The organism is Rheinheimera sediminis (assembly GCF_004005375.1).
Taxonomy (GTDB): Bacteria; Pseudomonadota; Gammaproteobacteria; order Enterobacterales; family Alteromonadaceae; genus Pararheinheimera.
Genome location: NZ_RZUF01000001.1, coordinates 1 through 25,547 on the forward strand (window position 1 = coordinate 1; position 25,547 = coordinate 25,547).

Genomic DNA, 25,547 nt, shown 5'->3' on the forward strand with positions numbered 1-25,547 from the left:
AGGTCAGCTCCAGTTTCTGCTCGCCAATCCACTCTACATCTATGACTTTTAACATACACTACCCATATCCTCTAACTTGCCGGGGTCGGAACACGGACTGATTTTTTGTAAAATGCTTTGATTAAAGCTGCTAACGGTTACCGTAATTTCTAACTATCGAGTTCAATCCTGAAAGAATCCTTTGCCATTCTATCAACTTCATTTTTAAGATGGGCGGGAAGATTACTAATGAAGCTTATTGCTGGGCCTGCATGAAAATATCTAGGGGCTAAAGAAAGCGTCTGCGCAAAAATAAGATGTTTTGCAATTCGATACCAACCATCGGAAAATAAATCCTCTGCTTCGGTTAATTCGGACAATCTCGCATAATTTTTATCAATTCTCATAGCTAGCAACTTTAATCTTGCGACATCATGTAAATATTCAGTAATTATGATGAGATCGATAGCTTCATTTTGGCTAATTTTTTTAACTTGTTCTTCAAGACACAACTCAGTTATTCGGCCTTCCTGCATATGTCTAGCTTCTCGTATTGAATTACCAAATATTTCAGCAATCGAAATGTACGATGAGGGACCTGCCGCAATTTCTGAAGTTATGGTTGTGTCTAAACCCTCTAAAATCAGTTCCATTGACGCCGTAAATCTTTGATATTCCGGTATGGCTAGTGATAAATAACGATCATTTTTTGCATTTGACGTAAACTCTCTTTGGGTATCAGACTGAATACCGATGGTGTAGAGCAGTGCGATAAATGAAGCAAAAGCCAATATAGGATTTAGCATACCACCAAAATAATCCCCCATCTGGCCCCACTGTTCAGGGTCTGAACTAAAGTCTCTAGTCCCGAATGTGTCCAAATAAAGCACTATCACTGAAAAAACAACCACTCCGAGTAATGCTATGAGAACGGGTTGCGCATAAGGCTTTAATTTAATGAGGTAGCTCGAACTATCACTTTTTAGAGACATCGCAATAACAATCACTACTACAACGATAAAAATGATCGACATTAACAATTCAAACCATACCGTACGAAAAGAATAAAAAATATCTGCCATGAGTCCTCTGTGAATGTAAATGGAATCCAGTGTCAGGTGTTGCCCCTTGCCAACAACGACTAACTTATCGCCTGAACTGGCAAAGCTCTTTCACAACGGCTTGAGTTTCTTCAGAAAATAACTCCATCTGTTTATCAGTCAATACGCCGTTATGCTTAAGCGCGGCAATTTTGAAGAAGGCGCTATTGCGTGACAGTCCATCGAACATGTCGGCTATGGCCTTATCTTCTTCTTTGATCAAAGTGTAAAGTTCAAGGTAAGTTTTATGCTGCTGCCCTGCTCTATCAGCTGAAAGCTTTTCAATACGCTGGAAAATTTGTTCACAAGCGACGTTGAGTAATTCATCTTTTAAATCTCTGATCCTTTTCCAGTCTCGTTCGGGTATGGATTTCATTTGATGAGCTCCGGGATGCAATAAGGCAAGAGCAGAGAAACTTTAACCAAAGCCTTAGTTCTGTTCGATTGGTTTGTTGTACCAAATTAACGCTGATGTACCAGTATTTCAACATGTTTTTAAGGCAAATGATCAGATTATTTCTCAACGATAAAGCTTAAAGACATTGCTCAATTGGCCTGTTTTATATTACAGGAGTAGCCATCCAAACTTCGTTGTGTTTTTTTGTAGCTCTCTGAATTACGACAAATCCCATGTTTTCATATGAAGGTTGTAAGCGATCATGAGCCAGCTGCAAAGCGATGAGCTCTAAGTTAACAATGGATGAAATTTTGCGGGCTAAAAGAATAATTTCGGCAACAATAAGTTCAGAGGCTTTGAATTGAGATTGCTCATAATACTGACCGCGAAAATCAGGTAAAACATAAAGGTATTCAATTACCATCCAGCTTGTTCTGTTGTCCGGCTTTGAAATAGATAAGCTGAAAATTCCTATGAGGTTTTGTGTATCCAGAGCTTTAGCGTAATAAAGAGTGGTTTCTTTACTCTCGGCCTGTTGAAAACAAGCCCTAAGCCAATTGCGTTCATATTCCGACTGAGGCGACAGCCTGCGAACCTCTTTCTTCACCACACTTGGTAAACGAAACGACCTGGAAACATCCTGTTTCTCGAAGACTATCATAAAATACTACTGGGTTTTGCCTTGCGCCTGGATGTATTTAATAGCATCCAGCAGTCTGTCGGACACTTTTGCGGCCTTTGCCCTTTTAATAGCTGCAGCAGAAAATACAGGCATGGTTTTAATTGGTTTATCTTGCTTAGCTGTTGAAGATTTGCTCATTTGGTCACCTCAAAGGCATAGTAGCACATCATAAATGACATTCAAGCTGGATCTGCGAACAGTCACCTATATGCACAAATAATAAGGGCGGGTATAAAACCCGCCCCTACGGCAACTGGATAATGAGGAGAGATCCCCCAAATTAATTACCAGCCAGTCAGTTCTTTCAGTGCTTTACCGATATCGGCTAAGCTTTTCACGGTTTTCACGCCTGCGTCTTCCAGTGCAGCGAACTTCTCGTCAGCTGTACCTTTACCACCAGAGATGATGGCGCCTGCGTGGCCCATGCGCTTACCAGCTGGTGCAGTTACACCGGCAATGTAAGACACAACTGGCTTAGTCACGTGTTGCTTGATATAAGCAGCAGCTTCTTCTTCAGCTGAACCACCGATTTCACCGATCATGACGATGGCTTCAGTCTGTGGATCGTCCTGGAATAATTTCAGGATGTCGATGAAGTTAGAACCTGGGATTGGGTCACCACCTATACCTACACAAGTAGACTGGCCGAAACCGTAGTCAGTAGTTTGTTTTACTGCTTCATAAGTCAGAGTGCCTGAACGTGAAACAATACCTACTTTACCTGGTAAGTGAATGTGGCCTGGCATGATACCAATTTTACATTCGCCTGGAGTGATCACGCCTGGGCAGTTAGGGCCAATTAAGCGTACGCCTAATTCGTCACAACGTACTTTAGCGTCCAGCATATCCAGTGTAGGAATGCCTTCAGTGATACAAACGATCAGCTTGATGCCACCGTTTGCAGCTTCCAGGATAGAATCTTTACAGAAAGCAGCTGGTACATAGATCACTGATGCTTCTGCACCAGTCGCTTCTACTGCTTCTTTTACTGTATTGAAAACTGGTAAACCTAAGTGAGTTTGACCGCCTTTACCAGGAGTCACACCACCAACCATTTTAGTGCCGTAAGCAATGGCTTGTTCAGAGTGGAAAGTACCCTGAGCACCAGTGAAGCCCTGACAAATTACTTTGGTATCTTTATTAATTAAAACGCTCATGGATTACCCCTTATGCCTTAGCCGCTGCAGCAGCTACAACTTTTTGTGCAGCGCTTGTCAGGTCTGTGTCAGCGATAATGTTCAGGCCGCTTTCACCCAGCACTTTAGCACCCAGTTCAGCGTTGTTACCTTGCAGACGAACTACAACTGGTACTTTAACGCCAACTTCTTTCACTGCGCCGATCACACCTTCAGCAATCATATCGCAACGAACGATACCACCGAAAATGTTGATGAATACGGCTTTCACAGCGTCATCAGACAGGATAATTTTGAAGGCTTCAACTACACGTTCTTTGGTCGCACCGCCGCCAACGTCCAGGAAGTTAGCTGGTTGGCCACCGTGCAATTTCACGATGTCCATAGTACCCATAGCTAAACCGGCACCGTTTACCATACAGCCGATGTCGCCGCCTAAAGCTACGTAGTTCAATTCCCATGAAGCAGCGTGTGCTTCACGTGGATCTTCCTGTGAAGGATCTTGCATAGCTTTTAAATCAGGGTGACGATACAGAGCATTGCCGTCGATCACCAGTTTGGCATCTAAGCAGTGCAGATCGCCAGCAGGAGTGATAACCAGAGGGTTCACTTCCAGCAGAGCTAAATCTTTATCTTTAAACAGTTGAGCCAAACCCATGAAGATTTTCACGAACTGGTTCACTTGCTTGCCTTCCAGACCTAATTTGAATGCTAATTCACGACCCTGGAATGGCTGAGCACCAACCAGTGGATCGATTGCAGCTTTCAGAATCTTTTCCGGAGTTTCGTGGGCAACAGTTTCAATTTCCACGCCGCCTTCAGTAGACGCCATAAACACGATACGACGTGAAGAACGGTCTACTACTGCACCTAAATACAACTCTTTTGCGATGTCAGTACAAGGTTCAACCAGGATACGGCTTACAGGCTGACCTTTTTCGTCTGTCTGATAAGTCACCAGGTTTTTTCCAAGCCATTTTTCAGCGAAAGCGCGGATATCTTCTTTGCTTTTCACCAGCTTCACACCGCCCGCTTTACCGCGACCACCAGCGTGAACCTGAGCCTTGACAACAAACATGTCGCCGCCGATTTTATCTGCAGCTTCTACCGCTTCTTCAACAGTTGCTGCGGCGATGCCTTTCGATACAGGCAAACCATATTGGGCAAACAGTTGTTTACCCTGATACTCGTGCAAATTCATGGCTATTTTCCGTTCATTTTGACATTGAAGGCCACACCGAAGGTGTAACCTGACCTTTAGATCGGCGCGTATTATAGTGCCAATCAGTCTGATAAAAAATGCTGTTGCCAGAAAACAACAGCACTTTTAGTTACTTTTTCCAGATATTAGATATCCAGCAGAATACGGGTTGGATCTTCCAGTAACTCTTTGATAGTGACCAGGAAGCCTACTGACTCTTTACCATCGATGATACGGTGGTCATAAGACAGTGCTAAGTACATCATTGGCAGAATTTCCATCTTGCCGTCAACAACCATCACACGGTCCTGGATCTTGTGCATGCCCAGAATAGCAGACTGTGGTGGGTTGATGATTGGAGTAGACATCAGAGAACCAAAGACACCACCGTTGGTGATAGTGAAGTTGCCACCTGTTAAGTCGTCCATAGACAGCTTACCGTCACGGCCTTTGATAGCTAAGTCTTTGATGGCTTTTTCGATTTCAGCCAGGTTCATTTTGTCACAATCGCGCAGAACTGGAGTAACCAGGCCACGAGGAGTAGACACGGCGATGCTGACGTCGAAGTAGTTGTGGTACACGATATCATCGCCATCGATAGCAGCGTTCACTTCAGGGAAACGTTTCAGCGCTTCGGTCACAGCTTTCACATAGAAAGACATAAAACCTAAACGGATACCATGACGCTTTTCAAACACGTCCTGGTACTGCTTACGCAGATCCATAATGGGTTTCATGTTCACTTCGTTGAAGGTTGTTAACATGGCTGTAGAGTTTTTTGCTTCTAACAGACGGTTAGCGATAGTCTTACGTAAACGTGTCATAGGCACACGTTTTTGTGAGCGATCGCCTTGTACCGGAGCTGGTGCAGCAACAGCAGCGGCTTTAGTAGGAGCAGCTGGTGCACCGGCCAGGAATTTTTCTACGTCTTCTTTCGTCACACGGCCATTTTTACCAGAACCCTGGATTTTAGCAGCGTCTAAGCCTTTTTCAGCAATGAGGCGACGAACAGATGGAGTTAACACCTCATCTGACTCTGCAGCAGGAGCAGCAGCGGCCACAGCAACTTCAGCTTTAGCAGCAGGTGCGGCGGCAGGAGCTGCAGCGCCAGCGTTCATGTGACCAATCACTTGTTCAGCTAATACAGTTGCACCTTCAGCGTGAACGATTTCACCCATGACGCCATCGGCCTGAGCCACGACTTCAAGTACAACTTTATCTGTTTCAATGTCCACCAGGACTTGATCACGGCTAACGGCTTCACCTGTTTTTACATGCCAGGTGGCGATTGTTGCGTCTGCAACTGATTCTGGTAGTACCGGGACTTTAATTTCCACTTTGTCACCTTTTTTTAAAAAATTGGGTTCTGAATCGTTACTTAAACTAAAGTCAGAGCGCCTTGCGGCAGCACTGACTGAATACAAAAACGGCACAACCGAAGTTGTGCCAAATTATTAAGCAATAGTTAAAGCTGCGTTGACTAAAGCCTGTTGCTGTTTGTTGTGCACAGACAAGTAACCTACTGCAGGTGAAGACGAAGCTTCGCGGCCAGCGTACGTCAGTTTTCCAGTTGCTGGGATTGAAGCCCAGAAATGGTGTTGACTGCAGTACCAGGCGCCCTGGTTTTGAGGTTCTTCCTGACACCAGACAAAATCTTTTACATGCTGGTAGTCTTTCATAATGGTTGCCATCTCTTCCGCTGGGAAAGGATACAACTGTTCAATACGGACAATAGCAATGTCTGTGATGCTGCGTTTGCGGCGTTCTTCCAGCAGATCGTAGTACACTTTACCGCTACACATCACCACACGTTTCACATCAGCTGGCTTAATTGGATCAATTTCAGCGATGGCGTTCTGGAATACACCAGAAGCGATTTCTTCTAAGCTGGAAGTAGCTAACGGGTGGCGTAATAACGATTTCGGTGACATCACAATCAGCGGACGACGCATTGGGCGTACCATCTGACGGCGGATCATGGCATACACCTGAGCCGGAGTAGTTGGAACCACAACTTGCATATTGTGATCAGCACAAAGCTGCAGGAAACGCTCTAAACGGGCTGATGAGTGCTCAGGGCCCTGGCCTTCGTAGCCATGAGGCAACAATAACGTCAGACCACATAAACGGCCCCACTTCTGCTCACCCGAGCTTAAAAATTGGTCTATTACCACTTGAGCGCCGTTAGCGAAGTCACCAAACTGGCCTTCCCAAATCACTAAAGCACGAGGTTCAGCTGTGGCATAACCATATTCGAAAGCCAATACAGCTTCTTCTGACAAGGCTGAGTCGTACACCTGGAAAGGACCTTGTGAGTCACTGATATATTCCAGTGGTGTATAGGTGCTTGCATCGTTCTGGTTGTGCAGTACTGCATGACGGTGGAAGAAAGTACCACGACCTGAGTCCTGACCGACGATACGGATACGATTTCCTGCACCCACTATAGAAGCGTACGCCAGAATTTCAGCGAAACCCCAGTCGATCTTTTTCTCGCCTTTTAGCATTAAAGCGCGATCTTCGTAGACCTTACCCACCTGACGTTGCAGCGCATGAGTTTCTGGTACGACAATGGCTTTTTCACCCAAAGCTACCAGTTCAGCTACTGGCATACTTGCATCATAAGCTGCAGTCCAATCATGACCAATATATGGAGTCCAGTCGACTGACACTTCAGTCATAGGACGCCATTCTTCAACTACGCAGTCGCCTTTGTCTAAGGCGTCACGGTAACTATCCACCATCTGCTGCACTTGTTCAGCAGTCACCACGCCTTCAGCAATTAACTTCTGAGCGTATAACTCACGTGGAGTTGGGTGCTTTTTGATTTTCTGGTACATCAGCGGCTGAGTTGCATTCGGCTCATCCGCTTCGTTGTGACCGTTACGACGGTAACACACTAAATCAATCACCACATCACGTTTAAAGGTGTTGCGGTAGTCTACAGCCAACTGAGCGACAAAAATCACAGCTTCCGGATCATCACCATTGACATGGAAAATTGGAGCCTGAACCATCTTGGCGATGTCAGTACAGTATGGCGTAGAACGCGTGTCTTCCGGGTTAGATGTGGTGAAACCTACCTGGTTGTTAATGACCAGACGGATAGAACCACCCACTTTGAAAGCACGGGTTTGAGAGATATTGAAAGTTTCAGCAACTACGCCCTGACCAGCGAAAGCTGAGTCACCATGAATGGTGATAGGCAGAGCTAAAGTACCGTCTGTGCTGCCACGGCGGTCTAAACGGGCACGTACAGAGCCCATCACCACAGGGTTCACAATCTCTAAGTGCGACGGGTTGAACGCTAACGCAAGGTGAACGTTGCCACCTTTGGTTTCGAAGTCTGATGAAAAACCCATATGGTATTTCACATCACCAGCGCCAACCACTTCGTATTTACCAGCAAATTCGTCAAACAGCTTGCCCGGGTTTTTACCCAGCACGTTGATCAACGTATTTAGACGACCACGGTGCGCCATACCGATAATACAATCTTTAGCGCCCTGCTCGCCTGCACGGTGGATCATAGCTTTGAGCATTGGCACCATGGCGTCACCGCCTTCTAAACCAAAACGCTTGGCGCCAGGGAATTTAGAAGCCAGGTATTTTTCCAGACCGTCTGCAGCCACTAAGCCTTGCAAAAGTTTGGTTTTTTCTTCTTTTCCGAGCGCACGTGAAGCCTGTTGGCTTTCTAAGCGTTGTTGGATCCAACGTTTTTCGTCCGTCGAAACGATGTGCATATACTCGGCACCTATAGAACCACAATAAGTGGACTCCAGCGCTTTGTATAAGTCGCCTAACTTCATACTGGTTTCGCCACCAGCAAAAGAGCCGACATTAAATTCGGTATCAAAATCAGCCTGAGTCAGGTCGTGATAAGACAATTCCAAATCGCGCACGCGCGGCTGCTTCCACAGATTCAGCGGGTCGAGATTTGCATGCTGATGACCACGGAAACGGAAGGCGTTGATGAGTTGCAGAACTTTCACCTGGCGCTGATCCGAACCACCAGCATTGACCGTAATGACTTCACGGTGTTTGTTTTTGGCGAGTTCAGCAAATTGCTGGCGGATATCGCTGTGACGGGATTCAAGTTCTACGCCATCAATCTTCGGCAGACTGGCAAAAAACTCACGCCATTCATCGCTGACGCTGGTTGGTTCAGCTAAATAGGATTCATAGAGCTCATCTACATAGGCCATGTTGCCACCGCCTAAATGAGAAGACTCTAACCACGCCTTCATTACACCTTCGTGCATTTAGTTTCCCTTATTCGAAGCACCTGGAAAAAATTCGCGTAAAGCGGCCTGATGGTTCAGGCCCACTTCATTTTATACCAATCAGCGCTAATTAGCTCTGACAAAGGGCGCTTAAAGCGCCCGATTTAACAGCATAGACTTGATCTGACCTATGGCTTTGGTCGGGTTCAAACCTTTTGGACATACGTTGACACAGTTCATGATGCCATGGCAGCGGAACACGCTGAACGCATCATCTAAATCGTTTAAACGCTGTTCAGTGGCAGTATCACGGCTGTCGGCTAAGAAGCGGTAAGCGTGTAATAAACCAGCTGGTCCGATAAATTTATCCGGATTCCACCAGAATGAAGGGCAAGAAGTTGAACAGCAGGCACATAAAATACATTCGTACAGGCCGTCTAACTTTTCACGATCTTCGGGCGATTGCAGGTATTCGCCTGCTGGTGGTAAATCGTCGTTGATCAGGTAAGGTTTTACCTTTTCATACTGAGTGTAAAACTGAGTCATATCTACAACTAAGTCTCGCACTACAGGTAAACCTGGCAATGGACGGATCACCAGTTTGCCGCCTTTCCCCTTGCCCAAAGCAGACAATGGAGTAATGCAAGCTAAACCGTTTTTACCGTTCATATTCAGACCGTCTGAACCACAAACACCTTCACGGCAGCTGCGACGGAAGGATAAGGTTGGGTCTTGTTCTTTTAATTTCAACAATGCGTCTAACACCATCATGTCGCGACCCTCTGGATTATCCAGAGTATAGTCCTGCATACGTGGTGCCGTATCAACGTCAGGGTTGTAACGATAGACAGAGAATACTAACTTCTTCATTCTGCATCCCTCTTAGTACGTACGTGCTTTAGGCGGGAAAGCGTCACGGAACTTAGGTTCCATATTCACTTTACGCTTAAACATTGATTCAGTATCAGGCGTGTAGACGCTGTGGCATAACCAGTTTTCGTCATCACGGTCCGGGAAGTCAAAACGAGCATGGGCACCGCGACTTTCTGTTCTGTAGTTAGCAGCAACTGCAGTAGAGAATGCGGTTTCCATCAGGTTGTCCAGTTCTAAACATTCAATACGCATGGTATTGAAATCTGAGCTCTTGTCATCCAGACGTGCATATTTCAGACGTTCACGGATTTCTTTCAGCTCTGCTAAACCTTCAGCCATAGCAGCACCTTCACGGAATACCGAGAAGTTCAGTTGCATACAGGTCTGCAGGTCTTTCTTGATTTGAACCGGATCTTCACCCTGGCCTGGCTTGGTTGCTTCCCAGCGTTGTGTACGTTCTAAAGCGGCTTGCAGATCGGAATCAGACGCAGCCCGTTGTTCTGAGGTTGCAGCTAGTGCTTCACCCAGGTGTAAACCTGTAGCGCGACCAAATACAACTAAGTCCAACAGAGAGTTACCACCTAAGCGGTTAGCACCGTGCACAGACACACATGCAATTTCACCGCAAGCGAATAAACCTGCAACTACAGTTTCAGAACCGTCAGCTTTCGGATGAATCACCTGACCATGGACGTTGGTTGGAATACCGCCCATCATATAGTGGCAAGTTGGGATGACAGGAATTGGCTCTTTTACCGGGTCAACGTGAGCAAAGGTCTTCGACAACTCACAGACACCTGGTAAACGGCTTTCTAAAACTTCAGCACCTAAGTGGTCTAGTTTCAGTTTGATGTGAGGGCCCCATGGACCATCACAACCACGGCCTTCACGGATTTCAGTCATCATAGAACGAGCTACAACGTCACGACCCGCTAAGTCTTTGGCGTTTGGAGCATAACGTTCCATAAAACGCTCGCCGTCTTTATTTAACAAGTAACCGCCTTCACCACGACAACCTTCAGTCACCAGCGTGCCGGCACCTGCAATACCTGTCGGGTGGAATTGCCACATTTCCATATCCTGCAGCGGCACACCGGCACGTAAGGCCATACCTACACCGTCACCAGTGTTGATGTGCGCATTGGTGGTAGAGGCGTAAATACGGCCCGCACCACCAGTAGCTAATACGACTGCTCGGGATTTGAAGTAAACAATTTCACCGGTTTCGATTTCAATAGCAGTACAACCTACTACTGCGCCGTCCTGGTTTTTCACCAGATCCAGTGCATACCACTCAGAAAATACCTGAGTTTTGTTTTTTACGTTTTGTTGGTACAGCAGGTGCAATAAAGCATGACCAGTGCGGTCTGCCGCAGCTGCGGTCCGAGCGGCCTGTTCGCCACCAAAATTTTTAGACTGACCACCGAAAGGACGCTGATAAACACGACCATTCTCAAAACGAGAGAAAGGTAAGCCCATGTTTTCCAGTTCTGTAATGGCTTCAGGACCAGTCTTACACATGTATTCAATAGCGTCCTGGTCACCGATGTAGTCGGAACCTTTGACGGTATCAAACATGTGCCATTCCCAATTGTCCGGGTGAGAGTTACCTAACGCAACTGTGATACCACCTTGCGCAGATACAGTGTGAGAACGGGTTGGGAATACTTTGGATAACAGAGCACAGGTTAAACCTGATTCAGTAATTTGCAGAGCGGCGCGCATACCTGCACCACCTGCGCCTATTACTACGGCATCAAATTCGCGTACTGGAATATTCACTTAAACACCCCACAGAACAAAGAGACCAACAGCCACATAGCCAAAAGCTAGGGTGTATAACAGGAACTGTAACACGCCACGCAATGCTGCGTTTTTGACGTAGTCAGTTAATACCTGCCACAAACCAATTTTGGTGTGTACTGCGATACAAGCTAAGGTTAACAAAGTGAAAGCTTTCATCAACAGGCCGGAAAACAAGGCTTTCCAGACATCGTAAGTCACTTCAGGAGTGACCAGGAAAAATCCCAGAATAAACAATGTATACAGCGTTAAAATAACGGCTGTAGCACGTAACGAGACGTAGTCTTTCACACCGTCGCGTCTTAAACTGGCTTGATTCAGAACCATAACCAAACTCCTGCTAAAACAGCTAATACAATCCACAGTACGATAGTGACGACTGCGCTCAGGTTACCGGACTTCAGTTCTTCCCAGTGGCCCATGTCCATAATCAGGTGACGAATGCCACCAATCATGTGATACAGCAATACTGTGATAGTACCCCAGGCGATAAACTTGGCGATGAAGGATTGTAATACCAGTCTGACTTGCTCAAAGCCTTCCGGAGAAGACAAAGAGACTGCCCAAGCCCAGATCACAAACACCAGAGCGAAAAACATGGCGACGCCAGTTACGCGGTGCAGGATCGATGCTAACGCAGGAGCAGGAAAAGATATTGTTGTAAGGTCTAGATTTACAGGTCTTTGCTTTTTCACAGTTTCTTGCCCATCGACGCTCTTTATAGAGCTTTGTTGTCATTATGTGTTGCTGAGTAATCAGTCAACGCCCAATGGATATACAGGCTACAGCTCAGAGTGGTTCAGCCTGTTTTTTGATCTATCAAACGCTGAACAGGTTTAAAACCCGCGACAGTATATAATTCAGTAGTTCGGATTACAATTTATGTTTGATTTGGTTATCGAATTTCTGCGTATTGGTAGAGTACAGTATTCGCTAGTGCTGACAATACGACCAGAGTCGAATACTTATTATCCAATCACGCATTAAAATTGACTTTTAGGCAGCACTTGAAGTTAGAATAGGTGCGAAAAGGTTTAACCCAATTAAAACAACAGGAGAAATCCAATGGCAGATAAAAAAGCTGTCGTGCAGATCGAAGGACAGGCACCATTTGAGCTTCCTATCTATTCTGGCACTGCAGGCACTGATGTTATTGATGTTCGTGCTCTAGGTCAGCAAGGATACTTCACCTTCGATCCGGGCTTCATGGCCACGGGATCATGCGAATCAAAAATCACCTATATCGATGGTGACAATGGCGTGTTGTTGCACCGGGGTTACCCAATAGAGCAACTGGCAGAACATTCAGACTATCTGGAGACCTGCTATCTGCTGCTGGAAGGTGAATTGCCTGCAAAAGCCAAATACGATGAATTTGTGCATACCATCACGCGCCACACTATGGTGCATGAGAAAATTGCCTCATTTTTCCAAGGCTTCCGTGTTGACGCTCACCCTATGGCCATGCTTTGTGGTGTAGTTGGCGCTCTATCTTCTTTTTATCATTCAGACCTGGATATTAATGACCCTGAGCAGCGTAAACGCAGCGCTCATCGCTTAATTGCCAAGCTACCGACTATCTCTGCGATGGCCTATAAATACACTGTAGGTCAGCCTTTTGTTTACCCACGCAATGACTTAACTTATGCAGAAAACTTCCTGCATATGATGTTCTCTGTACCAGCTGAAGACTACAACGTCAGTCCAATTGTTGCCAAAGCAATGGACCGCATTTTTATGCTGCACGCAGACCATGAACAAAACGCTTCAACGTCCACAGTGCGCTTAGCTGGTTCTTCAGGTGCAAATCCTTACGCTTGTATCGCTGCTGGCGTTGCATCTCTGTGGGGTCCTGCTCATGGCGGTGCCAACGAAGCTTGCTTAAAAATGTTACAGGAAATCGGCTCTGTAGAGCGTATTCCAGAGTTTGTGGCTCGCGCTAAAGATAAAAACGATAGTTTCCGTCTGATGGGCTTCGGTCACCGTGTTTACAAAAACTTTGACCCTCGCGCCAAAGTAATGCGTGAAACCTGTCACGAGGTATTAAAAGAGCTGAATATTAAGGATCCTCTGCTAGATGTTGCAATGGAGCTGGAGCGTATTGCGCTGTCAGACCCGTACTTCATCGAGAAGAAACTTTATCCAAACGTAGATTTCTACTCAGGCATCATTTTAAAAGCCATAGGTATTCCAACCAGTATGTTTACTGTGATTTTCGCGATGTCACGTACTGTCGGCTGGATCTCTCACTGGGACGAAATGTTGTCCGACAAGGGCCACAAAATTGGTCGTCCGCGTCAGCTGTACACTGGCTACACCAAGCGCGACTACAAAAAAGCCTAACCTGCTGATGAGGCCGGATGTTATGATCCGGCCTCATTTATTTTTGCTTTAGGTTGGCAACCTTGAACTTCGATTTATCTGCTTTACGTCAAGAATTCCCATTTTTTAGCGCTCATCCAGAGTGGATTTATCTGGATAATGCCGCCACTTTGCATAAGCCCCAAGCGGTGTTTGATGCAATGAATGAGTTTTACCGCAGCCAAAACAGCAACGTACACCGCTCTGCCCATGGCTTAAGCCAACAAGCCACAACTGCTTTCGAAACGGCCAGAACTACAGTAGCTCAGTTTTTAAATGCCCGTTTTTCGCATGAAATTATCTGGACCAGTGGTACCACAGCAGGTTTTAATCAGCTGGTATTTGGCCTGATGGGGCCTGTTTTGCAGTCAGGTGATCGTGTATTAATTTCATCTATGGAACATCATGCCAATATAGTGCCCTGGCATATTCACGCCCTGCCCTTTGGTGTGGAGTTGGATGTAGTGCCATTAACAGCTGATCACCGTTTTGACATGGCTGCTTTTGAAGAATTATTACAACTCAAACCCAAAGTGGTTAGTATCAGTCATGTATCCAATGCGCTGGGGCATATTCAGCAGGTAGCGGATATAGTGCGGCTTGCCAAGGCTGCAGGCGCTATTGTGGTATTAGACGGAGCACAGGGCATTGTTTGGCAAAGGATTGATGTACAGGCGCTGGATGTAGATTTTTATCTATTCTCAGGCCACAAGCTGTATGGGCCAACCGGCATCGGCGTTTTATATGGTAAAACCAGGTATTTAGCACTGCTGCGACCACTGCTGGGCGGTGGCGAAATGATTAAAACGGTCAGTTTTACCCAGAGTAGTTGGAACGATTTACCCTACAGACTAGAGGCAGGTACGCCCAATATTGCAGCAGCTGTGGGCCTAGGCGCCGCTATTTTGTGGCTACAACAACAAGATTTGACTGCGTTCCAGCAACATAAAACTGCCTTGGTACAACGCTTTTATGACGGTTGTAAGCAAATTCCGCTGCTAGATTTGTTATCTGGTCCGACAACTAACGCAGGAATTGTGGCGCTCAACCTGAAAAATGAGCACCCTGCCGACCTTGCAACCCTGCTAGACCAGCAAAACATCGCAGTTCGGGCCGGTACTCACTGTGCTATGCCGCTTTTTAACACAATGAATGTAAAGGGTTCTGTACGATTCTCCTTTGCTTGTTATAACAGTTTCGACGAAGTTGACCGAACTTTAGCCGCCTTAACTACAGCAGTGGAGTTACTTAGCGAATGATCCGACCAGATATCTTTACAAAAACTGCGGTTGTGCTGAAAAACATTTACGACAAGCAACTGCCAGAGTTGCGTCAAACAAAAGATTGGCAAGGTAAATACAGAATTTTAATGACGCTTGGCAAAGAATTACCGGCTTTTGACATAGAGTGGCATAGAGATGAGTTTCTGGTACAAGGCTGCGAAAGCAAAGCCTGGCTGTTACATTATCAGGATCCTATTACAGCTCGGCATTTCTGGGCCTTTGACAGTGATGCCCGTATTGTAAAGGGCTTAATAATTCTGCTGCTAGTACAACTCAATGGCCTGACAGCAGAACAGCTGGCTGAGGCGACACCAGAGTTATTGTTAAGCGAATTACAGCTGCAACAAAATATTAGTCTGTCGCGCAGCAATGGCTTACTGGCTGTATTAAATAAAATAAAGGCTGTGATCTGATTTTATTCACCGCCATCCATGGCGTTCTTCCTAAAGGACCTAGGCTCCGCGTTGTTAAACACTACTCCTGGCCATGTTTTCAGCGAGCTTTTTTAGCACTCTGGATACAGCCACAAAAGCAAAGGTGCCTGTTACTACAGTGACAGCACCAAAACCACCGCTGCAATCTAATCGCATAGGACCTTCCAGTTGTGGTTTAGTCTGACAGACGGTGCCGTCGCCTTTTGGATACACCAATTGTTCAGTGGAAAACACCGCATCTATGCCAAAACGCCTTTTGGTATTGCGACTGTAGTTGTAGTCGCGTCGCAGCGTATTACGCACTTTGGATAATAAAGGGTCATAGACAGTCTGGCTTAAATCGGCCAGCTTAATTTGCGTCGGATCCACCTGCCCGCCAGCTCCGCCTACAGTAACTATCGCAATTTTATTGCGTTTACAGTGTGCTATCAGCGCGACTTTAGCTTTGATAGAATCGATACAATCCACCACGTAGTCAAAATCTGTACTCATCAACTGAAATAAATTGTCCTGTGTGACAAAGTCTTCCACCTGATGCACAACACAATCCGGATTAATAGCTTTGATACGTTCAGCCATCACCGCCACTTTGTCCTGGCCTATAGTGCCCGACAAGGCGTGTAACTGTCGGTTAGTATTACTGATACAAATATCATCCAAATCAATCAGGGTAATTTCGCCAATGCCAGAGCGCGCTAAGGCTTCAGCGGCCCAGCTACCAACGCCACCAATGCCCACTACACAGACATGGGCCTGCTGAAAAGCTTCCAGAGCTTTGGTGCCATACAAACGGCCTATGCCGGCAAAACGTAATAAATAATCGGACACGTGAATTACTCTTTTACTCAACAACTTTAGACGTTGTTGGTTTTTGATAGGAAGGCCAATCCAGCAATACGGGTTCAGCCCAATGCTGATTCAGGTGCTGCAACAAGGGTGGCGATAAAAATTCTGTACCATCAGAGGGTGGCAACACCAGCTGAATATCAGCGCCGTTCCAGCTGAAATACAGCGCATAAGCGTGCAGGTAGAGGCGATCTGCAGCTGTCCCCTGGTACAACTCGTCGCCCAGAATAGCAGCGCTGACACTTTTTAACGCCACCCGTACCTGATGGGTTTTACCGGTAAAAGGCTTCACCAGAAAAGCTCTGCGTCCTTCTACCTCGTAAAAAGCCGAAACAAAATAACTGACGGCTGGATTCGTTAGCCCGCTGGTTAGCTTCCAGGCCGAACGGCGCGCTTGCACCATATCGCCTTTCACCCAGCCTTGTTTTTTCTTCGGTTTTTGGTCGGTCAGCGCTAAATAAAACTTTTGGATCTGCTGGTTTTGGAACAGCTCTGACAATTTTGCTGCAGCCTCGCTACTTTTTGCCAGCAGCAATAAACCCGATGTGCCTTTATCCAGCCGATGCACAGCATAAAGCTTGATGCCAAACTGATGTTCGGCCAAAGCGACTACGCCAGGTTCAAACTCGGAATGAAAACTGACACCAGATGGTTTATCCAGCACCAGAAAATCCGCATGTTCAAACACCAGTTTCAAGCTCATTTATAAAGCTCGCGCAACCAGACGGGCGCGTTCTAAATCTTCGGGCGTGTCTACTCCAACAGCAGGAGTTTCCAGCGCAGTCGCGACATGAATAGCCTCGCCTTGCCATAACACCCTCAACTGCTCTAAGCATTCAATCTGCTCAAGCTGAGACGCTGGCCAACTGACATAATCTTTAATAAAACCAGCGCGATAGGCATAAATACCTATGTGGCGACGATAGATGTCCGCTAGTTGTGTTGTAAAAGCTTTATCTCTGTCAAAAGGGATCACAGAACGGCTGAAATAGAGTGCATAGCCGTTTTTATCGCTTTGTACTTTCACCACATTTGGATTTTGTACTTCGTCTGCATGCTCGATAGGCACAGATAAAGTCGCCATTCGTGCTTTACTTTGACTGGCAAGATTTTCTGCAACCTGACGGATAATGGCAGGAGGAATAAAAGGTTCATCACCCTGTACATTTACAACTACAGTATCATCTGCCAATCCTAACAAAGATACCACTTCGGCCAGTCGCTCAGTGCCAGAGTTATGGGCCGGGCTTGTCATACAAACTTCAGCACCGAAGCATTCGCAAGCCTGTTGTACACGAACATCGTCTGTGGCGATGACAACACGTTCAGCGCCACTTTTGATGGCCTGGCGGTAGACCCGTTCAATCATACTTTGGCCAGCAATATCAGCCAGTGGTTTGCCAGGCAACCGGCTGCTGGCGTAGCGAGCCGGAATAACAACCAGAAAACCCGAGTTGATCAACGCCGGATTTACGCCCGCCATTTTTCCGCCTCATCTAAGCTTAGAGTGCGTGCCTCGGAAGTTAACAACACAGGAATATGTTGTTTTACCGGATATGCTAAACGATCTGCTGTGCAAATCAGCTCTTGCTTTTCCTTGTCCAGTTTCAGTTTGTTTTTACACAGCGGACAAGCGATGATGTCCAGTAAGGCGATATTTAAAGCCATATTAATCTCTCCATTGACGCAGCTGTTGCCGCAGCCAGAATTTAAATTCATCTGAAAGTTCGGCCTCCACCGGCAGGTAATACCAATTGGCTTTGGCAAAAGCACGACATTTGACCGCATCTTTTTCTGTCATCAGCACTGGGCCTTCGATATCCGCCAGGCTGTGTTCATCAAAGGCAAAATGGTCACGGAAAAAAGCAGTAGCTTTAATCTCAATGCCCACACTTTTGACCGTCTCGACAAAACGTTGTGGATTGCCTATGGCTGCCACTAAAGTCACAGCTTGTGTTTGTTCTGGCCAGTGGCTCTGACCGTCCAGAGCTTGCGGTGTCACTGCTTTTAACTGCATCTTGTGCTTCGCCAGTGCAAAGTCACCGCTATTCACAATGACCGCATCAACGCTTTGCAAACGTGAAACCGGCTCACGTAAAGGACCTGCAGGTAATAAGTGCTGATTCCCCAAACCACGTTGGCCATCAATTAACACCAGTTCTAAATCCCGTTGTAAGCGGTAGTGCTGCAAACCATCATCACTAATGACTATATCGCAGTCTGTGGTCGCCAACAGATATTCAGCCGCAGCAACTCTGTCAGGGCAAACCACTACCGGGCACAAGCTTTTAGCTGCCAAAAGTAAGGGTTCGTCGCCAACATCAGCTGCGAGATGCAAGGGAGTCACTCTTACAGGTTGGGTAATTCGTGCACCATATCCCCGACTGACAATGCCAGGCGTAAAGCCCTGCGAGGTTAAAAAGGCACAGAGCCACAAGGTAAAAGGGGTTTTTCCGGTGCCACCGACTGAAATATTACCGACGATAACCACAGGTTTTTCCACTGCAAAAGACTTAAACCAACCGCGCTGATAGCCCAAACGACGCAGCAGAGCAATCAGCCGGTAGAGCAGACTCAGCGGCCAGAATAACAAAGTAAAAGGGTGCTGACGGTACCAGCCTTTCTCCCACCAGTTCATCAGGCCTCGCTAAATTGCATTTTATACAACTGGGCATAATAACCATTTTGCGCCAACAAGGATTGATGATTGCCTTGCTCTACAATCTGGCCTTGGTCCATGACTAAAATTTGATCCGCATTCTCAATGGTCGATAAACGATGCGCTATCACAATGCTAGTGCGGCCTTTAAATAACTCTTCTAAGGCGCCCTGTATTTTGCGCTCTGATTCCGTATCCAAAGCTGAAGTGGCTTCATCCAAAATAAGCACTGGCGCCTGACGTAATAAAGCACGGGCTATAGCAATACGCTGGCGTTGACCACCAGATAAAGTCACACCGTTTTCACCAATTTGTGTATCCAGCCCCATCGGCATCTGGCTGACAAATTCCATCACATGGGCTTTTTCTGCCACGTTCACTAAATGCTCACGGCTTAATTCGCCACGATAACCATAAGCGATATTATTGGCGATGGTATCGTTAAAAAGTACCACCTGTTGCGACACAACGGCCATCTGAGCGCGCAATGAGTCCAGCGTACAAGCTTTGGTATTGATGCCATCGAGTAAGATTTCACCTTGCTCTATTTCATAAAAGCGCGGCAATAAGCTGGAGATGGTAGTTTTACCACTACCAGAACGGCCAACTAATGCAACGGTCTGGCCAGGCTCTACTTTGATACAGATATCTTTTAGTACCTGCTTTTCATGACCAGGGTACTGAAAGCTCAAGTTATTTATTTCGATCGCACCTTTTACCTGCACCAATTCAAAAGTACCAGTATCTTGCTCTGGTTTTTCATCCAGTACCAGAAACACATTAGTGGCTGCAGCCATACCTCGCTGGAAATCACTATTGACGGTAGTCAGCTGTTTCAGTGGTTTTAACAGTAACATCATAGCAGCGAGTATTTCGCTGAACGTACCTGGCGTCAGAGTTTCAAGCATAGCTGGAAAGCTGGCCAGATAAATCACAAAAGCCAAAGCAAAAGAAGCGATGAGCTGCACCAGCGATACACTGATGGACCGGGTTGCTTCCATTTTTACGTCCAACTGGCGGTTACGATTGTTCACAGCTTTAAATCTGTCGTTTTCCAGCTCTGCGGAACCAAAAGATAATATTACTTTATGGCCGTTTAACATTTGCTCTGAGCTGGTCGTCACATCACCCATGGCGTTTTGCATATTGCTACTGATTTTACGAAAACGTTTTGAGACATGAGTCACAATCAAGGCGATCACAGGCGCTATCAATATAAAAATAAGGGACAACTGCCAACTGTTATAAAACATCAAGCCCAAACAGCCTAAAACAAAAACCCCTTCATGGATAAGCACGACCAGTGCTTTACTGGAAGCCTGTTTTATTTGCTCTGCATCATAGGTGATTTTTGAAATCAGCTCGCCTGTAGAATGTTTGTCATGGTAACTGACTGGCAAAGCTATCATTTGGCGAAAAAGTTGTTGACGTAAGTCTTTGACTATATGGGTACCAGCCCAGGTTAAACAATAGCTGGAAATAAAATGAAAAACACCCCGTAAGAAAAACATAGCCACCACAAAAACCGGCGCCCAGGCCAGGTAATTCATGTCCTTCTGAGTAATGCCTCTGTCGATGAAACTGGAAAACTGCGAAATAAAATACACATCCACGCTGGCATAACCTGCCATCCCTAACATAGCTAATGCAAACCCAGCTTTATAGGGCCTTAAATACTGCATCAAGCGCTTAAAGGTACTGATTGAACCCGTTGTTTGTGAAGACAAATCTAACCCCAAAAGAATATCAAAACCGCGGTCATTCTACCTTGTTGTCTCTGCTCTTTCAGCAATTGTTCACTGCTTTTGCAGCCAAAAAGGTAAAGTCTGTTGTCTGTAAGGCCAGATCGCCAGCTGCTGTTCTGTTATGGTCAGCCGAATAGCCCCAAGCTCTGCAGTGTTGAACAGGGGGATTTGCAGCAAGGACAGCCGGGCTTGGACTTCTTTGCTTGGGTGTCCATAGGCATTATTCGCCGCGGCACTATTAAGAGCTACTAATGGCTGCACCTGAGCCAAAAACCTCAAGTGACTTGAGCCTTTACTGCCGTGATGCCCCAACAATAACAGGTCCGTTTTTAACTCCGGAACCCGTGTGAGCAGTTCAGCTTCTACTTTTGTACTGATATCACCGGTCAATAATATAGTCCATCCATCCACAGCTACGGCCAGTACACAGGACGAATCATTGCTATCCTGTCTTGCTGCAGTGCTTCGAAAAGTCCTTAACTGAGCGTTGAGGTATGCAGCAGGCAAAGCGTGGCAAGGTTGCTGCAAGAATCCTGTGTCAAAATCAGCAATCAACTTTACCTGAGGATAAGCCTTTAGCACTTCTGCAAAAGCACCAGTGTGATCGCTGTCGGCATGGCTTAAGACTAAATAATCCAGCTGCCGAATGCCCTGATAATGCAAATAGGGCAAAACATAAGCCTCAGTGGCATTAAAACTGCCATAGACAGGACCAACATCATACAACAGCCCCCTGTCACCTTTTTGCAATAGCAGAGCTGTGCCCTGCCCGACATCCATCAGATGTAACTGCCACTGCGGGGCTTTGGGCCATAACAAATATGTGAAAGGGAGCAACAACAAAGCCAGACACCGCTTGGAGGCTGGGACTGGCAGGAAAAAAGCCGCAGCTAACAGTAAGGCAATTAAAAGCGCAGAAACCATAGTTTGAGCAGGCAGCAACCACCAATAATCCATAGCAGCGCCGTAGAGCAACCAATGATAGAGAGGTGCTAAAATCAGCTCGGCCAATTGCCAATGCCATAGCATTTCCGCCGGTAATACCAGCTCGAGCAACAAAGCAATCAGCAAATAAGGGATCACGAGTAAAGAACACCAAGGCACAAAGATCAGGTTAGAAACTAAAGCAAGGGGCGCGATACCATGAAAAAATAACAACGTAGGTGCACTCATTAACAACGTCATCAACACCTGAAACTTAACTGCCAGCAGAAACCGGCCTTTGAAGTTATGGTCTAACAATGGATAGCGCCAGACAAACAAAAATATAAGTGCCACCGCATAGACCGTCAGCCAAAAACTAATGCTCATCACCCATAAAGGATTGAGCAATAGTAACAGACCACAAACCAGAAGCCAGCTTTGGCTATAACTTAAACGTCTGTGCTGCTGCATTAAATATACAGCCAAGGCCAATGCAACCAGAGCACGTAAGGTAGGAATGGCAAAGCCTGCCAGCAAACTGTAATACCAGGCTGCGCTCAGGGCGACAAATGGGGCTAGCTGCCGACACAGCAATAATAACGCATGACTTTTCGACAATATCACCATCAGGCCATAAACCCAGCCAAACAACAACCCAATATGAAAACCGGATATCGAAATTAAATGCCCCAGCGCTGTTGCCTGTAAACCCAACCAGAGCTCATCACTAAAAGGTCGCTCTCCAAGAGTCAAAGCCGTGATCAGAGCAAAAGCTGAAAAATCTCCGATTTTTGCTTTTAAACGCTGATACAACTGCTGCCTGTGGTCCCATACAGGATCCAGCAAAAGCGCTTCTTTTACCAGGCAATTGGCCAGGATGCCAAGCACATAGGCATTAGCCTCTGCATAAACTGAGCCTGGATTTGCTGGGGCACGAACCGCTTTACACCTTAGTTTCAGCCACCAGCGTTGGCCTTGACCTAAAAGCTCTGGCGCTTCTTGCCAGCGCAATCGGACCAGGTAACCCCGGTATGGCCCTTCATCGATTTGCCATAAAAATCTGCTGAAGTCTTGATCCTGTTGTCTGATCCCCACGACCTGCCCTTGTAGCCAAGGTTCAGATAAATGAAGTAGCTGTTTTGATTGCCACTGATGCTGCTGCACTTGCCACAGCCACAGACTGAGAGCACAGCAACAGCCGGCTAAAGCCAAAAGACGGTAATGCAAACAAAGTAGGAACAGAGAGAACAGAAAAATAAGCCATAAAAGTGCTGGCACTATCGGTAAAAATAATGACAATAGGCATCCGCTGATCGCACCGATGAAAAAACGGTTCACGTTAATTTTTCATGAATGAGTTGTAATGGCAAAGAATATAATTAAGAAATATCTACCAGATACAGAAAAAATCAAGCAACATCCTTCGCTAAAAATCTTTGGCGCTTTGTTGCATGACAACAATTTATGGCATTTTAACCGCCGCTCAGCGCGCGGAGCTTTTGCTGTGGGGCTTTTTGTTGCCTTGATACCTATGCCGTTTCAAATGGTGTTAGCTGCTGCTCTGGCAATTTTATTCAGAGTGAACTTACCTCTGTCTGTTGCGTTAGTCTGGGTCACGAATCCATTGACCATGGGACCGATATTTTTCATTTGCTATCAGTTGGGAGCCTTGATCCTGGGGCATCCTGGACATCATGTCGGAGCCGAGGTCAGTTTAAGCTGGCTCATCGACAGCCTGGACACCATAGGTAAACCTTTTCTGCTGGGCTGCCTGGTGATTGGCAGTACTTTGTCAGCCTTGAGTTATACATTGGTAGATTACTTCTGGTGTATGTCGGCCAAAAAAGCCTGGCAAAACCGCACAAAAAAACGTCAGAGCGAGACCGACTCACTCTGACGTTTTTTAAATCTGGCTTTGAAGCTATCTTTGACCTAAGACAAAAGCTGGCTGTACCTTGCTGGCATTTAACGCAGGGTAAATAGTAGCAACTAAACTCATGATCAGCGCTATGCCTATAGTCGTTACCACTTGCACAGCTTCGATTTGGGAAGGAACGTAATCCACAAAATAAATGCTGGAATCCAATAAGCTAAAACCGGTCAGATCGGTGATAAAACGAAATAGTGGTTCGATTTGCCAAGCCAATATTAAACCCACTAAGCCCCCCACTAAAGTGCCTGTTAAACCATTAAGCCAGCCTAGCCACATAAAAGCTTTCACAATGCTAGATCTGGGCATGCCCATGGTCAGCAAAATAGCAATATCTCCTTGCTTTTCCCTCACGGCCATCACCAGCGTTGCAACAATATTAAAACAGGCCACAGCCAGCACCAGGACTAACACCAGATATAAAATACTTCGCACCATCTGAATATCATTGTATAAATGCCCTTGGGTACGAAACCAGTCCAGCATATACACATAGTCCGTCGCCCTATTGCCAAGTTCACGCGACAAAAGCGGCGCTGCAAAAATATCGTCAATTTTAAACGCAAAGCCTTGAACTGCCCCTTGTGGGTAATTCAGCCATGCCCCTAATGCATTGATATTAACCCAGGCTTGTTGATAATCTAACTGCCCACCAATACTGACGATTGCGGAGACTGTTAAGCTGACGTGCTTGTGACTGGCAAGCTTACCCTCCGCTGTGACTTGCGGCAGCATCAGTTGCACTTCATCGCCAACTTTGGCTTGCACTTCTTCGGCTATGCCTTTGCCAAGCACAATCTGGTGCTCGCTGATTTCAGTCAGATCCCCAGCCACCACAAAAGACTCTAAAGCACTAATACCTTGCTCTAACTGCACATCAATACCGCGTAACGCTGCAGCTTTGACTTTAGCACCACTGCGGATCATGGTATTGGTTTTGATATAAGGCGCTCCCGCCACAACGCCAGAATGCTGTTGTAACGGCTTAATTTTTTTCTGCCAGTTTTGAATAGGGTCCGACACCGCCTGCAACTCTACATGAGGAATAACAGACAAAAGTTTATCTTTTAATGCCAGCTCAAAGCCGTTCATTACAGACAAAGCCAGAATGAGAATAGCCACACCAAGGCCAATGCCTATAGTGGACGACGCCGCAATAAAACGGATAAAAGCGTTGCTGTTCCGGCTTTTGCGATAACGCTGCGCCAGTTGCCAGGACAAACTAGCCATGAGGTAAGCCATCCATCGTTTTGCCTAAATGACCATCACGCATCCAGTATTGTTGATCCAGCTTTTTCGCCAGCGCCAAATCATGGGTCACCACAATAAAGCTGGTTTTCAACTCACGGTTTAATTCACGTAATAACTTATAAATACTTTCTGCCGTTTGATGATCCAGATTGCCTGTAGGCTCATCAGCCAAAACTAACGCAGGCTCACCCACCAGAGCCCTGGCTATAGCAACCCGCTGACGCTCACCGCCGCTCAATTCAGCAGGTCTGTGAGCCACCCTGTGGCCTAAACCTACGCGTCGTAGCATAGCTGCCGCTTTTTGCTGCGCATTTTCGTTGCTCTCTCCACGAATAAGCAGCGGCATAGCCACGTTTTCAAGCGCAGTAAAATCCATCAGCAAATGGTGAAACTGATAAATAAAACCCAGTTTTTCGTTCCTAAGCTTTGCCTTCGCATTGGCTGATAACTTAGCTACAGCTTTGCCTAACAAGGTGAGTTCACCACTGTCTGGCTGATCTAAAGTGCCTAAAATATGCAGCAAAGTGCTTTTGCCTGAACCGGAACTGCCAACTATGGCTAACATTTCTCCGGCTTTGACTTCAAGGCTGACCTGATGCAACACCGGAGTGACATTTGCGCCATCTCTGTAACTTTTACTGATGTGACGGGCCGTTAAAATACTGGTCATTAAACTCTACCCAAAGTAATTGATGTTGCGGAGCGAGAGCGCCCGGTAAA

At 46.3% G+C, this 25,547-nt stretch carries 25 protein-coding genes; 4 read left to right on the top strand and 21 right to left on the bottom strand.

All coding sequences use genetic code 11. The features are described 5' to 3' along the window. Nucleotides 1-149: 149 nt before the first annotated feature. From EMM73_RS00005 to sdhC, 12 genes are all read right to left on the bottom strand, one after another. On the bottom strand, nt 150-1,061 hold the full coding sequence (locus EMM73_RS00005) for a hypothetical protein (protein WP_127684409.1): 912 nt from the start codon (nt 1,059-1,061) through the stop codon (nt 150-152). A 64-nt stretch (nt 1,062-1,125) separates the two neighbouring features. Then, nucleotides 1,126-1,455: a hypothetical protein gene (locus EMM73_RS00010; RefSeq protein ID WP_127684410.1), complete on the bottom strand. Its 330-nt coding sequence runs from the start codon at nt 1,453-1,455 to the stop codon at nt 1,126-1,128. Between the two features lie 184 nt (nt 1,456-1,639). After that, nucleotides 1,640-2,137 carry a GNAT family N-acetyltransferase gene (locus EMM73_RS00015; protein ID WP_127684411.1) on the bottom strand — a complete coding sequence of 166 codons (498 nt, stop codon included), beginning with the start codon at nt 2,135-2,137 and terminating at the stop codon, nt 1,640-1,642. Between the two features lie 6 nt (nt 2,138-2,143). Then, nucleotides 2,144-2,296, bottom strand: a complete 153-nt coding sequence (locus EMM73_RS19955; RefSeq protein ID WP_186435070.1) for a hypothetical protein — start codon at nt 2,294-2,296, stop codon at nt 2,144-2,146. Nucleotides 2,297-2,442: 146 nt separating this feature from the next. Continuing rightward, nucleotides 2,443-3,315, bottom strand: coding sequence for a succinate--CoA ligase subunit alpha (gene sucD / locus EMM73_RS00020; RefSeq protein ID WP_008899439.1), 873 nt, complete (start codon nt 3,313-3,315; stop codon nt 2,443-2,445). A gap of 10 nt (nt 3,316-3,325) precedes the next feature. Beyond that, the gene (sucC, locus tag EMM73_RS00025; RefSeq protein WP_127684412.1) at nt 3,326-4,495 is read right to left on the bottom strand and encodes an ADP-forming succinate--CoA ligase subunit beta; all 1,170 of its coding nucleotides are present in this window, start codon (nt 4,493-4,495) and stop codon (nt 3,326-3,328) included. Between the two features lie 146 nt (nt 4,496-4,641). Next, a complete protein-coding gene (odhB, locus tag EMM73_RS19960) occupies nt 4,642-5,832 on the bottom strand; it encodes a 2-oxoglutarate dehydrogenase complex dihydrolipoyllysine-residue succinyltransferase (protein ID WP_186435071.1) in 1,191 nt (396 codons plus the stop codon). A gap of 117 nt (nt 5,833-5,949) precedes the next feature. Continuing rightward, nucleotides 5,950-8,757, bottom strand: a complete 2,808-nt coding sequence (locus tag EMM73_RS00030; protein ID WP_186435072.1) for a 2-oxoglutarate dehydrogenase E1 component — start codon at nt 8,755-8,757, stop codon at nt 5,950-5,952. A gap of 111 nt (nt 8,758-8,868) precedes the next feature. Then, nucleotides 8,869-9,588 (bottom strand): succinate dehydrogenase iron-sulfur subunit, encoded by a 720-nt coding sequence (locus tag EMM73_RS00035; RefSeq protein WP_127684413.1) that lies wholly within the window; start codon nt 9,586-9,588, stop codon nt 8,869-8,871. Nucleotides 9,589-9,600: 12 nt separating this feature from the next. Next, nucleotides 9,601-11,373: a succinate dehydrogenase flavoprotein subunit gene (sdhA, locus tag EMM73_RS00040; RefSeq protein WP_127684414.1), complete on the bottom strand. Its 1,773-nt coding sequence runs from the start codon at nt 11,371-11,373 to the stop codon at nt 9,601-9,603. Continuing rightward, nucleotides 11,374-11,721: a succinate dehydrogenase, hydrophobic membrane anchor protein gene (sdhD, locus tag EMM73_RS00045; protein ID WP_127684415.1), complete on the bottom strand. Its 348-nt coding sequence runs from the start codon at nt 11,719-11,721 to the stop codon at nt 11,374-11,376. Continuing rightward, nucleotides 11,712-12,089: a succinate dehydrogenase, cytochrome b556 subunit gene (gene sdhC, locus EMM73_RS00050; RefSeq protein WP_127684416.1), complete on the bottom strand. Its 378-nt coding sequence runs from the start codon at nt 12,087-12,089 to the stop codon at nt 11,712-11,714. Before sdhC ends, sdhD begins: the two co-directional genes overlap by 10 nt. Before the next feature lie 370 nt (nt 12,090-12,459). On the opposite strand from sdhC, the gene EMM73_RS00055 reads away from it, so the two are divergent. From EMM73_RS00055 to EMM73_RS00065, 3 genes are all read left to right on the top strand, one after another. Continuing rightward, nucleotides 12,460-13,737, top strand: a complete 1,278-nt coding sequence (locus EMM73_RS00055) for a citrate synthase (protein WP_127684417.1) — start codon at nt 12,460-12,462, stop codon at nt 13,735-13,737. A gap of 62 nt (nt 13,738-13,799) precedes the next feature. Continuing rightward, nucleotides 13,800-15,014: an aminotransferase class V-fold PLP-dependent enzyme gene (locus EMM73_RS00060; RefSeq protein ID WP_127684418.1), complete on the top strand. Its 1,215-nt coding sequence runs from the start codon at nt 13,800-13,802 to the stop codon at nt 15,012-15,014. Next, complete coding sequence (locus EMM73_RS00065; RefSeq protein ID WP_127684419.1) at nt 15,011-15,451, top strand: SufE family protein; 441 nt, start codon at nt 15,011-15,013, stop codon at nt 15,449-15,451. The genes EMM73_RS00060 and EMM73_RS00065 overlap by 4 nt, the downstream gene beginning before the upstream one ends. 54 nt (nt 15,452-15,505) lie before the next feature. Here EMM73_RS00065 and tcdA read toward each other — a convergent pair whose 3' ends face one another. The 7 genes from tcdA to EMM73_RS00100 all read right to left on the bottom strand — a co-directional run bounded on the left by tcdA (nt 15,506) and on the right by EMM73_RS00100 (nt 22,945). Then, the gene (tcdA, locus tag EMM73_RS00070; protein ID WP_127684420.1) at nt 15,506-16,300 is read right to left on the bottom strand and encodes a tRNA cyclic N6-threonylcarbamoyladenosine(37) synthase TcdA; all 795 of its coding nucleotides are present in this window, start codon (nt 16,298-16,300) and stop codon (nt 15,506-15,508) included. Between the two features lie 13 nt (nt 16,301-16,313). Next, nucleotides 16,314-17,021, bottom strand: coding sequence for a TIGR01621 family pseudouridine synthase (locus tag EMM73_RS00075; RefSeq protein WP_127684421.1), 708 nt, complete (start codon nt 17,019-17,021; stop codon nt 16,314-16,316). Beyond that, nucleotides 17,022-17,801 carry a 3-deoxy-manno-octulosonate cytidylyltransferase gene (kdsB, locus tag EMM73_RS00080; RefSeq protein ID WP_127684422.1) on the bottom strand — a complete coding sequence of 260 codons (780 nt, stop codon included), beginning with the start codon at nt 17,799-17,801 and terminating at the stop codon, nt 17,022-17,024. Then, entirely contained in the window at nt 17,789-17,986 is a 198-nt protein-coding gene (locus EMM73_RS00085; RefSeq protein ID WP_127684423.1) for a Trm112 family protein, read from the bottom strand. The genes kdsB and EMM73_RS00085 overlap by 13 nt, the downstream gene beginning before the upstream one ends. A gap of 1 nt (nt 17,987) precedes the next feature. Continuing rightward, on the bottom strand, nt 17,988-18,956 hold the full coding sequence (gene lpxK / locus EMM73_RS00090; protein WP_127684424.1) for a tetraacyldisaccharide 4'-kinase: 969 nt from the start codon (nt 18,954-18,956) through the stop codon (nt 17,988-17,990). Further along, nucleotides 18,956-20,704 (bottom strand): lipid A export permease/ATP-binding protein MsbA, encoded by a 1,749-nt coding sequence (gene msbA / locus EMM73_RS00095; RefSeq protein ID WP_261373286.1) that lies wholly within the window; start codon nt 20,702-20,704, stop codon nt 18,956-18,958. Before msbA ends, lpxK begins: the two co-directional genes overlap by 1 nt. Before the next feature lie 69 nt (nt 20,705-20,773). Continuing rightward, the gene (locus EMM73_RS00100) at nt 20,774-22,945 is read right to left on the bottom strand and encodes a DNA internalization-related competence protein ComEC/Rec2 (RefSeq protein WP_186435073.1); all 2,172 of its coding nucleotides are present in this window, start codon (nt 22,943-22,945) and stop codon (nt 20,774-20,776) included. 64 nt (nt 22,946-23,009) lie between these two features. On the opposite strand from EMM73_RS00100, the gene EMM73_RS00105 reads away from it, so the two are divergent. Next, complete coding sequence (locus EMM73_RS00105; protein WP_127684426.1) at nt 23,010-23,543, top strand: DUF2062 domain-containing protein; 534 nt, start codon at nt 23,010-23,012, stop codon at nt 23,541-23,543. 24 nt (nt 23,544-23,567) lie between these two features. On the opposite strand, the gene EMM73_RS00110 is transcribed toward EMM73_RS00105, so the two are convergent. Then, nucleotides 23,568-24,806 (bottom strand): lipoprotein-releasing ABC transporter permease subunit, encoded by a 1,239-nt coding sequence (locus EMM73_RS00110; protein WP_127684427.1) that lies wholly within the window; start codon nt 24,804-24,806, stop codon nt 23,568-23,570. After that, nucleotides 24,799-25,497, bottom strand: coding sequence for a lipoprotein-releasing ABC transporter ATP-binding protein LolD (gene lolD / locus EMM73_RS00115; protein ID WP_127684428.1), 699 nt, complete (start codon nt 25,495-25,497; stop codon nt 24,799-24,801). The genes EMM73_RS00110 and lolD overlap by 8 nt, the downstream gene beginning before the upstream one ends. Nucleotides 25,498-25,547 lie beyond the last annotated feature (50 nt).